This is a genomic window from Pyxidicoccus sp. MSG2 (genome assembly GCF_026626705.1).
Taxonomy (GTDB): Bacteria; Myxococcota; Myxococcia; order Myxococcales; family Myxococcaceae; genus Myxococcus.
Genome location: NZ_JAPNKC010000001.1, coordinates 4,680,341 through 4,693,350 on the forward strand (window position 1 = coordinate 4,680,341; position 13,010 = coordinate 4,693,350).

Sequence of the window (13,010 nt, forward strand, 5' to 3'; positions counted from 1 at the left end):
GCGCGCTCTACATTCTTGTAGAGAGGCCCCATCATGTCCGAGACGCAAATCTCCGCTCACATCTCCGACGCCACGAAAGAGCAGGTCGAGCGCTACGCGGAGGCGCACGGAGTCAAGAAGGGGCATCTCATCGAGGAGGCGCTGCTTCATCACCTGCAGGCCCTGCGCGAGCTACCCGCCGACCTCATCATCCCTCCGCGTCTCGTGGTGGAACCGAAGACACTGGAGCGCGTCGCTGGGCTCGTGGAGCGCCCGAGGAAGCCCACGAAGGCCATGCGAGAGCTGATGTCCGGCAAGAAGGCGCGCTGAAGCCCATGGCCGTCGAAATCCGGCGCCTTCTTCTGGACGACGACCGCTCGGGCTTCCGCTCCGGCAATATCGACCTCGACCGGTTCTTCCAGCGCTATGCGGGACAGAACCAGTTCCGCCACCACATCGGTACGACCTATGTCGCGGTCGACAATGGCACCATCGTCGGCTTCGCCACGGTTTCCGCGTCCGAGCTATCTGTAGCGGACCTGCCGGCCTCGCGTCGCAAGAAGCTGCCCCAATACCCGCTTCCGGTGTTGCGCCTGGCTCGACTCGCCGTGGACGAGCGGGCGCAGGGACGTGGCATTGGCAGCATGTTGCTCCGAGCCATCTTCCTGCTTGCCCATCGAATGGCCGACGACTTCGGCTGCGTGGGCGTCGTGGTCGATGCGAAGCCGGACGCCGTCCCGTTCTACGAAAAGCTCGGGTTCATCGACCTCGCGCCCCTGGCCGGTCAGCTTGGAGATCGCCCACAACCCAGACCCATGTTCCTGGAGCTGGGGGCCATTCCGAAGCCCTCGGGTACCTGACCCGGGCCTGGCAGCGGGGATGGCGATTCCCGGCTTTGAATCGGGTCGCTTCCGGAACTGGCCGAGCCCGAGCCGCGCCACCGTGCGGCTAGGGGGTTCCACGTAGAGTCTGAACCCTCCCAGGTCAAGACAGACATCGCCATGTCTGACACGGCTGACGACAGACATGCGGCAACCCGGTAGCAATTGTCAGACGCATGCATCAGGGATTTACTCCGCGAGTCGGCCTTCCGTTTCCTGACGGCGGGCCGGCGCAAGGAATTGCCCTCTCCCATCCACCACTGCTCGTCGCCCCCCGCCAGGGGGAGCGTGGCCATTCCCTGCCACCCTTCAGGCTAGGACTCCCGATGCACAAGCGAAGCAAGGCGCAGTGGTCACTGCTCTGCCTCATGGCCCTGGTGGTGTCTTCCACGCTGGGCTGTGGCGCGCCCGCCCCCACCGAGGAAACTCCCACCTCGGGCTCCGTCCAGTTCGCGGGCTCCATTCCCCAGGCGCTCGCGGGGGATGACGTCACCCGGGTCACCGTCACCCTCACGGCCTCGGGCGTCCCCACCACCACGACCACGCTGACCCTGGCGAACGGCTCCTGGGGCGGAACGCTCTACCAGGTGCCCACGGGCACCAACCGCACCTTCACCGCGGAGGCCTTCAACGCCGCGGGCGTCCTGCGCTACCGGGGGCAGGCCACGGGCGTCACCATCACCGCGGGCGAGACGGCGGTGGTCGCCATCACCCTCCAGTCCATCGACACGACGCCCGCCTTCGACAACACCGTCCCCTGCATCGACTCGCTCGTGGCGTCGTCCAGCACGGTGCTCCCGGGCGGGAGCATCACCCTGAAGGCCACGGCGCATGACCCGGACGTGAATGACACGCTCACCTACGCCTGGACGGCCACGGGCGGCGGCTTTGGCTCCACCGGCACGACGACGACGACGTGGACGGCGCCGCAGACCTCCGGGGCCTTCATCCTCACGCTGACCGTGACGGACTCGCGCGGCGCGTCGGCCAGCATCAACGTCTCCGTCAACGTCATCTCCACCGACGGCGGGACGGCGGGCAACGCCAGCGTCGGCGTGTCCTTCAACACGTCGCCCACCGTGCGCGGCATCACCGTCTCCCGCTCGCCGGTACCGGTGGGTCAGAGCACCACCGTCACGGTGGACGCCGTCGACGGTGACGGCGACACGCTGTCCTACCAGTGGACCGCGGCCTGCACGGGAACCTTCACCGGGGCGAACACGTCCAGCGCGTCCTTCACCCCCACCGCGCTGCCCACCGGGGACCCGTGTGGCAACTGCCCGCTCACCGTCGCCGTGACGGACCCGAAGGGCGGCCGAAGCCAGGGCACGCTGCGCATCTGCGTGGGCCCGGGCACGGGCGCGAGCATCCCGCCCCGCATCATCCTGACGAACCAGTCCGCGACGTCGGTGGCCGGCGGCGGCAACGCCACCCTGCGAATCATCGCCGAGGACGGCGACGGCAGCGCGCTCACCTTCGGCTGGACGGCGAGCACGGGCACCGTGGGGACCCCCACCAACAGCTTCACCTCCAGCGAGGTCCGCTGGACGGCCCCGGTCTGCGTGTCCTCGGGTGCCTCGCCGACCATCACCGCCACCGTCACCAACGCTCGGGGCTTCTCCGCCTCGCACACCTTCAGCGTCGGAGTCCTCAATGGCCCGGACTGCGGCAGCGGCGGCGCGGCGAAGTGGGAGAACACCGGCAGCATGCTCACGCTCCGCTTGGCGGGCACCCCGGTCCTGCTCTCCTCGGGCAAGGTGCTGGTATCGGGAGGCTACAACCCGACCATCCTGGCCTCGGCCGAGCTCTATGACCCGGCCACGGGCAGTTGGAGTGCCGCGGGCAGCATGGCCCGCGCGCGCTGGGGCCATACGCTGACGCTCCTGCCGTCCGGCAAGGTCCTGGCCGTGGGAGGTGTCTCCAACACGCAGGGCACCGGCGAGACCAAGAACGTCGACATCTACGACCCCACGACCAACACCTGGACGGAGGCCGCGCCCCTGACCTTCTCGCGCGGGAACCACACGGCCACCCTGATGCCCTCGGGAAAGGTGCTGGTCATCGGAGGGACCTCCGCCGAGACAGGCGGCAGCCGCATCCCCGAGCTGTATGACCCCGCGACCAATGCCTGGGTCCCCGTGACGAGTCCTACGGCCACGTCGCGCTCCGGCCACGTGACGGTGCCCCTGCCCTCCGGGAAGCTCCTGGTCGCCGGCGGTGGCGCCGCCGCCGAGCTCTATGACCCGGCCACGGACACCTGGGCACCCGCCACCGGCCTGACCGGCACGGGCTGGAACCGGGCCTACCTGCAGCCCTCCGGCAAGGTCCTGCTGAACCTCGGGGTCAACTTCGCGCTGTATGACCCGCTGCTCAACACCCAGACGAACGTGGGCGCGCTGGTCCACAGCCGCACGGCCCCCTCCCAGATGATGTTGCCGTCGGGCAAGGTGTTCGTCACCGGTGGCAGCCAGGACATCGGCTCCATCACGGAGCTCTTCGACCCGGCCACGGGAACCACGTCCTTCTCCGTGAGCATGCCGGCGCCCCGCTACGGCTTCGCCTTCATCCTGCTGCCGTCGGGCAAGGTGCTCGTCGCCGGAGGTTACTTCACGGGCACCTACTTCAACACGGCCCTGCTCTACACGCCCTGAGGACCCACGCACCCCACCCACGCGCCCGTGAGCGGCGTGGGTGACAACGCAGGAGGCCCCGCGCGCGCAGAGGGCGCGGGGCCTCACACACGACAGACGCGGGGCTCAGGCCGCCAGCGCGTCGCGGCACTTGAGGCACACGTCACCGCCGTGCCCCACGGCCTCCGAGTACGTCCAGCAGCGCGGGCACTTCTCGCCCTTCGCCGGCAGCACCTCGGCCATGACCCGCAGGCCCTCGCCGAACGCCTGCGCCACGTCCAGAATCTGCGCCTTCTCACCCGCCGAGTCCGACAGCTCCACCTGGCTGGTGATGAACAGGCCCGGCAATTCGTCCAGGTGCGCCTTCAGGAAGTCGCGCGCCTTCGCATCCGCCGTCAGCACCACCCGCGCCTCCAGCGACGCGCCGATGAGCTTGTCCCGCCGCGCCGCCTCCAGCACGCCCTGCACGGCGCTGCGCACCGCGAAGAGCTTGCCGTACCGCTCCGCCAGCGCCGGGTCCATCTTCGCCGCCGGCTCCGGGAAGCCCGCCAGGAACACGCTCTCCGCCGAGTTGCCCGGCAGGTACTGCCACGCCTCCTCCGCCGTGAAGCTCATCACCGGCGCCAGCAGCCGCAGCAGCACCGACGCCACCTCGTGCAGCACCGTCTGCGCGCTGCGCCGCGCCTGGCCGTCCGTGCGCGACGTGTAGAGCCGGTCCTTCAGGATGTCGAAGTACACCGCGGACAAATCACCCGCGACGAAGTCCAGCACCGTCGCGTAGACGAGGTGGAACTCGTAGTCCTCGTACGCCTTGCGCACCCGCTCCACCACCTGCGCCAGCCGGCCTCGCGCCCACTGGTCCAGCGGCAGCAACTCCTCCGCCGGCACCGTGTGCTTCGCCGGGTCGAAGTCATACAGGTTGCTCAGCGCGTAGCGCACGGTGTTGCGGACCTTCCGGTAGCTCTCCGACAGGCCCTTGAGAATCTGGTCCGACAGGCGCACGTCGTTGCGGTAGTCGCTCGCCGCCACCCACAGGCGCAGCACCTCGGCGCCATACTGGGTGATGATCTTCTCCGGCGCGACGACGTTGCCCACGCTCTTCGACATCTTCTCGCCCTTGCCGTCCACCACGAAGCCGTGGGTGAGGCAGGCCTTGTACGGAGACATGTCGCGCGTGCCCACCGCCACCAGCATGGACGAGTGGAACCAGCCGCGGTGCTGGTCGCTGCCCTCCAGGAAGAGGTCCGCCGGAATCCGCTGCCGCTTCTCCAGCACCGCGGAGAACATGCACGCCGAGTCGAACCACACGTCGAGGATGTCCGTCTCGCGGCGGAACTCCGTCTTGCCGCAGCGCGGGCACTTGAAGTCCGCGGGCAAAAACTCCTTCACCGGCGTGCGGTACCAGACGCCCACGCCCTCGGTCTCCACCCGGTCCGCCACCTTGTCCATCAGCTCGGGAGACACCACCGCCTCCTCGCAGCCCTCGCAGTAGGCGATGCAGATGGGCACGCCCCACGTGCGCTGGCGGCTGATGGTCCAGTCCGGCCGCGTCTCCAACATGCCCCGGATGCGGCTGTGCCCCCACGAGGGCACCCACTGCACCTTGTCCACCTCGTCCAGCACCGCCTGGCGGAACGTCTTCTCGCCCCGGAACGGCTTGTCCAGCGGGATGAACCACTGGTACGTCGCGCTCAGGATGATGGGGTTGTGGCAGCGCCAGCAGTGCGGGTAGCTGTGCGCCACCGTGTCCTTGGCGTCGTTCAGCAGCGCGCCCTTCTCCACCAGCGTCGCGATGACGAGCGGGTTCGCCTCGAACACCTTCTTGCCCGTGAGCGCCTCGCCCACCGTGTCGTCGTAGCGGCCGTCCGGGCGCACCGGGTTGTAGATGTCCAGCCCGTACTTCAGGCCGACCTCGTAGTCCTCCTGGCCGTGCCCCGGCGCCGTGTGCACCAGGCCCGTACCGGCCTCCAGCGTCACGTGCTCCCCGAGCAGGACGCGCCCGCGCCGCTCGTAGAACGGGTGCTGGTACGTCAGGTGCTCCAGCTCCTCGCCGCGCACGTAGCCGAGGATGCGGGACGGGTCCACCAGCGCCGCCGCGGAGACCTCACCGCCGGGCAACTCCACGTGCTTCACCGCCAGCTCGTCCGACTTCACCTCCGCCAGCACCTTGGGCAGCAGGTCCTTGGCCACGCAGATGACGCGCGCGCCGAGCTGGTAGAAGACGTACTCGAACTCCGGATGGACGGCGATGGCCAGGTTGGCCGGCAGCGTCCACGGCGTGGTGGTCCAGATGACGAACGCGACGTCCCTGCCCTTCAGCACGGGCAGCTTGTCGGCGACCTCCGGGCCGGCCTTGAAGGCCACGTACACGGACGGGGACTCGTGGTCCTCGTACTCCACTTCCGCCTCGGCCAGCGCCGTCTGGTCGGTGAGGCACCAGTACACCGGCTTCTTGCGGCGGTAGAGCATGTCCCGGCGCGCGAAGTTGGCGAGCTCGCGGATTTCCTGCGCCTCGTAGGGGAAGTCGAGCGTCTTGTACGGCGTGTCCCACGACGCGAAGGTGCCCATGCGCTGGGCCTCGCCCTTCTGGATTTCGATGAACTCCAGCGCGTAGGCGCGGCACGCCTCCAGGAAGGCGTCGCGCGACAGGGTGCGCTTGTCCACCTTCTTGTCCTTGAGGCGCTTCTCCACGGCCTGCTCAATGGGCAGGCCGTGCGTGTCCCAGCCGGGGATGAAGTCGCACAGGCGCCCGGCCATGTTGCGGTACTTCACCACGATGTCCTTGAGCACGCGGTTGAGCGCGTGGCCGGCGTGCAGGTGGCCGTTGGCGTACGGCGGGCCATCCGGCAGCACGAAGCGCTCGGCCTTCGCGTTGCGCTCCAGAATCTTGCCCCAGATGCCCCGCTCTCCCCACCACCCGAGCATCCGCGGCTCGAGCTGCGCCAGGTTTCCCTTCATGGGGAACTCCGTGCGCGGCAGGTTGACGCTGTCCTTGTAGTCCTTCTCTTTCGGGGGCGTGTCGCTCATGGCGAGAGCGGCCGTAACACGCTCCCCGAGTGCCTTCAATCGCCGCCGGGAGTCGCCGCCTCCGGGCCGACCGTGCGGCGCATCACCGACACGGACTGCTGCCCGGGCTGCAGGGGCTTGAGGATGAGCTCCACCTCTTCCTGCCCGGCACGGAAGCGACGCGGCTTCACCTCCTTGAAGCCCGCCTTCGCCAGCTCGGTCTTGTAGAAGGCGTCGACCTCCGTCTCCTTCGCGCGCACCGAGTAGGTGACGGAGCGCACCGTCTCCAGGTCGCTCGTCAGGACGCCTTCCGCCCCGGGGAACACCGGCGCCACCGTGGACATGGCGCCCGGCGGCTTCGACATGTCGGCCTCGCCCAGATAGAGCGTGGTGGTGCCGTCCGGGTTGGGCTGGAAGATGACGGTGTAGGTAATGAACCGCTCGGGGTCCAGGGCGGTGAGCATCGGCTCGCGCAGCTTCTGCGGCTGCTGCTCCGGGGGGGCGACGTAGAGGCCCCACTCCACCCACCGGTCCACGATGTGCCCCATCAGGGGCTCTATCTTCTCCGCGCTGCGCACCGCCTTCATCCGCACGGGGATGCCGTCCGCCAGCATCACCCCCGGCACGTCGATGATGTCCTTCACCCGGGGCACGTCCCAGACGAAGGGCTGCCGGTAGACGGGCGGCACCTTCACGTCCGGCGGTATCTCCTTGAGGGGCTCCGGCTCCAGGTCTTCGACCTGGGGCAGGTAGTTCGTCTTCGGAGGCGGCAGCATCAGAGGCGGCGCCGCCGCGGGCGGCTTCGCGGCCGCTGCGCCGGAAGGCTTCGCCGTCTTCGGGGGCTTCGCCTTCTCCGCGGGCCTGCTCGCGGCGGGGCGTGCACTGGCGTCCGCCGGGGCGGGAGCCCGCTCTTCGGCCGCACCGGTGCCGCTCATGCCCAGCACCAGCGCCAGCAGGCTCCACTTCATGCGTTACCTCGGCTCCACGGCGTGCGGCTCCCGTCCGTCATTGCTCGTCCGGCACGGTCGCCGCCTTCTCCTTGCCGCTGGGCCCGTCCTTCGGGCAGCTGCTGCTGCACGTGCGGAAGGTCCGCTCGTACTTCTTGGTGCACTGCGTGGCGCAGGCCTGGAAGCGGGCACCATCTCCGCCCTTGCTGGGCATGGCGGGAGGAGGGCAGCGGTCCATACAGGCCTGGAGGCTCTCGCCACCCTTGGTGGCACAGTTGCCCTCGCACGTGGCCCGGTCGGCCAGGGCCGGAGCGGCGGTCAGCATCGCGCCCAGGAATGCCATGGTGGCCAGGGCGAAGAAGGAGGGTCGCGTCGTCTTCATGGGAAGTGCTCGTCCTTGTCTGTGTTTCAGTCGCAGTCTTTACCGAGGAAGCAGCGGCCCTTGCCGAGCCGTCTCGCCCACGCATAGCCATACGTGGGCGTGGAGAGCGCCATGGGGGAGCCGGGCGTGGTGGGGAACATGCCGGAGCCCCCCAACTGGTCCAGGAGGGGATACTGGGTCATGAGCATCTCCTCACCCGGAGCGCTCATGAAGAAGTAGCGCGAGTTGATGGGCGCGGGGAAGCCGAGGACGGCCAGGGGCATCATGTCCGCCATCCACGGGATGACGATGGCCGTGGGCAGGTAGGTGCCGTACACCGCGCTGAAGAAGGGCAGGTTGAGGCAGGGAATGGGGAGGTAGATGGGCGGATTCATCTCGTACGGCATCTGCCCGAGCAGCATCTGGCAGGTGCGCGTCTCGCTGCTGAGGATGTTGCCGCCCGCCAGGCCCCAGTCATCCACCAGCATGCTGAACTCGCCCTGGCACTGGCCCGCCACCGGCCGGCCCGTGGAGCACACGCGGAGGTTGGAGAAGTTGGTGTCCACGTGCTGCTCTTTGTACAGCCCCTTCTCCCCGTCCCGGTCGTTCTGCAGGAAGGAGGTGGGGATGCGAATCGCGCTCAGCTCCGCCTGCGCGGTGCAGTGCGCGGGGCCCTGGTCGCGGTAGATGAGCCGCGTGACAACGGTGCCCTCCCAGTCCGGTCCGGCGCCTCCGGTGTCGCAGTTCACCGTGAGGTTCTGGCCCCGGGTGAAGGCCTGGGTGATACCCGCGGCCCGGTTGATGTTCGACAGGCCGTTGAAGTCCGCGTAGCGGCGGGCGGCGTCACGGCCCGCGTCCTCCACGGCGTCGTCCGCCTCGGTGTAGTCGAGGGCGGTGGTGTGCATCTTCCGGTGGGTGCTGTTCCACAGGGCGGAGATGGCGGACTCCTGCACCTTCAGGGACAGGTAGCCCACCTCCGCGAAGTGGATGCCGAAGGCGATGACGGTCACCATCAGCGTGGTGCCAATCGCGGTCTCCACGAGGGCCGCGCCACGGGCGCGGCGGCGGGACGGGATGCGGTGGCTCATTGAATCCCCTTGAAGCCCACGCCGCGGAGGGCGTCGAAGGTATCCGCCGCGACGCCGGACGCGCTGCGCAGCGTATTGGAGGCGTCGTTCATCCCGGAGTCGTCGATGTCCGGCGCGACGAGGGTGGCGCGCCAGTACGGGTTGAGGAGGTTGGGCGGCTCGGCCCAGTGCTCGATGCCGAGGCTCTCACCGCGGTGGTAGTAGGTGATGCCCGTGGCCAGCGCCGTCTGCACCGAGTTGGGCGTGCCGTCCGCCAGCGTCAGGCCCCGCGAGTCGAACTCCGTGCCGGGGCCACTCGACTTGAAGCGGAAGCGGGTCATGAAGTTCCAGGGGTCCGCCACCGTGCGCGTGGCCATGTCCCGCTGCACCAGCGCGAAGTTCTTGGGCTGGGCGTAGTTGTCGTCCTCGTCGACGACGCCCAGGGTGTTGTAGTCGACGAAGGCCGGCCAGATGCCGGGGCAGCTGGAGATGCCGCCCGTGCACGGCACGAGGAAGTGGACGAAGGGCATGGGGTCGCTGCCTCCCGTCCACCGGTGCCGGAAGGCGATGCCCGAGCCCACCACCTCCGCCTGCACGTCCTCCGCGGGCCCCGGCATGATGGGCGGGCACGGCAGGCCGCCGCCGTTGAGGATGTGCGGGTAGATGCCGAGGATGGTGCCCTCGTCCTGCGCGGTGACGGCGGAGCCGTAGGGCGGGAGCATGTTCATCACCGCGTCCATGGTGCCCAGGCCGGCGGGCTGCTTGAAGTACGCCGTCCCCTGCCCCGTGAGGATGAGGAAGCCGGTCAGGCGCGAGCGGAGGAGCGCCACGAGGAGGCGAATCATGTGCGGCAGGTAGTGCTCGTAGTTGCGGTGGGTGACGAAGCGGTAGCCCCGGCTGCCCATGGCCGCGTTGACGGCGTGGGCCACCGTCAGGGGCAAATCGCACAGGGCGCCGCTGTCCGTGCAAGCCATTCCGCCCCGCAGCTCGCTGCGGTTCAGCGTCAGGCCCCCGGGGGTGCGCCACTCGCCGCGGCGGCCTCCTGGTGCGGCCTGGTCCGTGATTTCCTTGGCGAACTGCTGGTCTCCCAGCGAGTCCACCAGGTCGTCGTAGGTTTCATGTTGCGAGGCGTAGATGGCGAGCTGCGCCGTCTGGTGGAGCAGCAGCTGCAGTCCGGCCCGAACGTCCGCGCCCCGGAAGATGGGGTCGATGATGCGATCCTCGGTGCGGAAGGCGTTCATCATGGAGTTCAAGTCCCGCACGCCCTTGTTGCCACACCGGCACGCGCGGGCGCAGCCGCCGTTGAAGGGCGCGCAGGCGCACAGAATCTGCATCAACTGGTAGGGCCACTTGGCGCCGCTGAAGGACGAGCGCGCGCCGTTCAGGTAGGCCCGGTACATCGTGGTCCAGGAGATGATGCTCTGCGCGCCGGCCTGGGCCACCGCGTGGCCAATCTGCACGCGGTTGAGCACGGCGATGTTGTTGAAGGTGCGCGCGGTCGCCACCGCGTTGGTGTAGGCGGCCGCGTCCGCCACCGTCTGCACCTCGATGCGCTCGCGCACCTTCATCGAGTAGGACAGCGTGAGCACCACCATCAGCACCACGAGCAGCATGCTGAGCACGAACAGCACCATCGTCTGTCCGCGCCGGAGGGAGGAGAAGCGGGGCGCGTTCATCAGGGCACCGGTGGGCAGTTGGGGGAGGGGAAGAAGCGGGACTTGAGCGGCGTCATCATCCGCATCGTGAAGGTCGTCTCGATGGGGAAGACGTACTGCTTCCGGTTGTAGCGGTTGAGCATCTCCGTGCTCAGGTCACCGGCGAGGCTGAACGAGCTCGTGGTCTCCCCGCGGTTCCAGTTGGCGTTGCGCTCGGCGAGGATGAGCGGGTTGGCCGCCGTGTAGTCCTCGATGCCCAGGTGGGCCATGAACATGCGGGACATCACCCAGTTGGCGAAGGGGATGCGCAGCGGGAACCAGTAGATCATCCGCACCTCGAGCTGCCGCAGGTGCCCGGGCTCGTCGAAGCCGCGGTCCTGGGGCGACGGCACGCCGCCGCCCTCGATGTGCCGGTAGATCCACACGATGCTGCCGTCATGCCCGTTGTCCATGCCGGCCGCGTAGCGGTTGGCCCGGCGGGCCGCGAAGGCCGACGCCAGCTTCTGCGCCGGGTTCGTGCCGGGCGTGGACGTGCCCAGGTAGGAATGGAACGAGGGCAGCAGCGAGAGGATGGCCGAGTGGGTCATCCGCTCGCAGTCGCCGTAGCCGACCGCCCCGGCCCGCGTGGCCCGGAAGACGGCGTAGTGGGCCAGCACACGCGCCTGCAGCATCATGAAGAGCTGCAACGTGCCCAGCACGAGGAACACGACGAGGGGAAGCGTCAGCGCCGCCTCCACCATCGCCTGCCCGGATTGCCTCCCTCCCGTCGGACGCAGTGAATTCATGGCGCCCATATGTTCCGGGGATTCCACTCCGATCGCACATCCGTCAACTTGACGGGAGAGAACAGACTTCCGCCCTACAGGAGCGCACACCCCTGTAACAGGAGTGTGTCGGGGTCCGGACAATCATGCCTGAAGGGACGGGTCCTCCGGGAAGAGGGGGGTGCCGGCCGGCCGGACAGCGGGGAGCCTAGCGCGGCTTCATGCCCTTGGTGTCGAGCTGGTACTTCTTCACCAGCCGCTCGATGGACTTGCGGTGCAGGCCGCTCTCGCGGGCGGCGCGGGAGAGGTTTCCCTCGCAGCGCGTCAGGACGCTGGTGACGTACTCGCGCTCGAAGTTCTCCAGGAGCTGCTCCTTGGCGTCCTTGAAGGAGAGGTGCTCGTTGAAGGGCAGCGGCCCCTCGCGGGCCTGGCCGCGCACGCGGGGCGGCAGGTGGGAGGGGAGGACCTCCTCGCCCTCGCTGAAGGTCAGCACGTGCGACAGCACGTTCATCAATTCGCGCACGTTGCCCGGCCACGCGTAGGCCATCAGCATGCCCAGGGCCTCCGCGGAGAAGCGCTTCTTGCCGTGCTTGCCCACGACTTCCGGGTCCGCCAGCGCGCGCTTGAGGATGAGCGGGATGTCGTCCCGGCGCTGGCGCAGCGGCGGCAACTGCACGGTGATGACGGACAGGCGGAAGTAGAGGTCCTCGCGGAAGTTGCCCGCCTGGATTTCCTTCACCAAATCCCTGTTGGTGGCGGCGATGACGCGGCAGTCCACCTCGATGACGTCGTTGCCGCCCACGCGCCGCACCTCGCGGTTCTCCAGCACGCGCAACAGCTTGGGCTGGAGGTCCAGGCGCAGCTCGCCCAGCTCGTCCAGGAAGATGGTGCCGCCGTGGGCGCGCTCGAAGGCACCGGGGCGGCCGGCCACCGCGCCGGTGAAGGCGCCCTTCTCGTGGCCGAACAGCTCGCTCTCGATGAGGTTGGGCGGAATGGCGCCGCAGTCCAGCACCTCCATGGGCCCCTGCGTGCGGCCGGACAGCTCGTGGATGGCGCGCGCCACCAACTCCTTCCCGGTGCCCGTCTCGCCCTGGATGATGACGGACACGTCCAGCGGGGCGATCTTCTTGATGAGGCCGAAGATCTGCCGCATCTTCATGCTCTGCCCCACCATGCCGCACAGCTCGCCGTCGCGGTCGGGCTCGATGGTGACCTCTTCATCCAGCGGAGCGAACGTCAGGAGCGAGGAGCCGGCGCGAATCTGCGAGCCGGGGGACAGATAGGCGCGCTCAATCCGCCGCCCGTCGAGGAACGTGCCGTTGGTGGAGCCCAGGTCCACCAGGAGGTAGCCGCGCTCGGTGAACTGGATTTCGAAGTGGTGGCGGCTGGCGGTGCGGTCCTCCACGAGGACCAGGTCGTTGCCGGGATGGGCGCCGCAGCGAAGACGCTCCTTGTCGCTCACCACGGAGCGGCCGGTATCCGGGCCGGAGGAGACGGACAGCCGACACTTGTGGAGCTTCACCGTGGTGCGGGGGTCCACCACGAGCGTCTCCCCCAGGAGCGGGGAGTGGGCCAGATCCTGCCCGATGTCGCCGGGGCTGGTGTGGATGTCATCAGGGTGCTGCGGAGGGGGGGCACTCATCTGTCGTCGAGGATGATAGCAAACGGCACCCACTCGGCCCGCCCTGTCGGGTGCGACGGTGCTAGGCTCCCGCGCCCC

10 protein-coding genes are annotated in these 13,010 nt (G+C 68.8%); 3 read left to right on the forward strand and 7 right to left on the reverse strand.

Features of this window, described 5'->3' with window-relative positions:
• Positions 1–33: 33 nt before the first annotated feature.
• The 3 genes from OV427_RS18045 (at position 34) to OV427_RS18055 (ending at position 3,511) form a co-directional block, all read left to right on the forward strand.
• Positions 34–309: a hypothetical protein gene (locus OV427_RS18045; RefSeq protein ID WP_267857358.1), complete on the forward strand. Its 276-nt coding sequence runs from the start codon at positions 34–36 to the stop codon at positions 307–309.
• 5 nt (positions 310–314) lie between these two features.
• Entirely contained in the window at positions 315–839 is a 525-nt protein-coding gene (locus OV427_RS18050; RefSeq protein ID WP_267857359.1) for a GNAT family N-acetyltransferase, read from the forward strand.
• A gap of 347 nt (positions 840–1,186) precedes the next feature.
• A complete protein-coding gene (locus OV427_RS18055; RefSeq protein WP_267857360.1) occupies positions 1,187–3,511 on the forward strand; it encodes a Kelch repeat-containing protein in 2,325 nt (774 codons plus the stop codon).
• A 105-nt stretch (positions 3,512–3,616) separates the two neighbouring features.
• On the opposite strand, the gene ileS is transcribed toward OV427_RS18055, so the two are convergent.
• From ileS to OV427_RS18090, 7 genes are all read right to left on the reverse strand, one after another.
• Positions 3,617–6,517, reverse strand: a complete 2,901-nt coding sequence (ileS, locus tag OV427_RS18060) for an isoleucine--tRNA ligase (protein WP_267857361.1) — start codon at positions 6,515–6,517, stop codon at positions 3,617–3,619.
• Between the two features lie 35 nt (positions 6,518–6,552).
• Complete coding sequence (locus tag OV427_RS18065; RefSeq protein ID WP_267857362.1) at positions 6,553–7,464, reverse strand: hypothetical protein; 912 nt, start codon at positions 7,462–7,464, stop codon at positions 6,553–6,555.
• A gap of 37 nt (positions 7,465–7,501) precedes the next feature.
• Positions 7,502–7,825 (reverse strand): hypothetical protein, encoded by a 324-nt coding sequence (locus tag OV427_RS18070; protein WP_267857363.1) that lies wholly within the window; start codon positions 7,823–7,825, stop codon positions 7,502–7,504.
• 26 nt (positions 7,826–7,851) lie between these two features.
• Positions 7,852–8,892 carry a pilus assembly protein gene (locus tag OV427_RS18075; RefSeq protein WP_267857364.1) on the reverse strand — a complete coding sequence of 347 codons (1,041 nt, stop codon included), beginning with the start codon at positions 8,890–8,892 and terminating at the stop codon, positions 7,852–7,854.
• Entirely contained in the window at positions 8,889–10,547 is a 1,659-nt protein-coding gene (locus OV427_RS18080; protein WP_267857365.1) for a pilus assembly protein TadG-related protein, read from the reverse strand. The genes OV427_RS18075 and OV427_RS18080 overlap by 4 nt, the downstream gene beginning before the upstream one ends.
• On the reverse strand, positions 10,547–11,311 hold the full coding sequence (locus tag OV427_RS18085) for a TadE/TadG family type IV pilus assembly protein (protein ID WP_267857366.1): 765 nt from the start codon (positions 11,309–11,311) through the stop codon (positions 10,547–10,549). The genes OV427_RS18080 and OV427_RS18085 overlap by 1 nt, the downstream gene beginning before the upstream one ends.
• Positions 11,312–11,498: 187 nt before the next feature.
• The gene (locus tag OV427_RS18090; protein ID WP_267857367.1) at positions 11,499–12,932 is read right to left on the reverse strand and encodes a sigma 54-interacting transcriptional regulator; all 1,434 of its coding nucleotides are present in this window, start codon (positions 12,930–12,932) and stop codon (positions 11,499–11,501) included.
• Positions 12,933–13,010 lie beyond the last annotated feature (78 nt).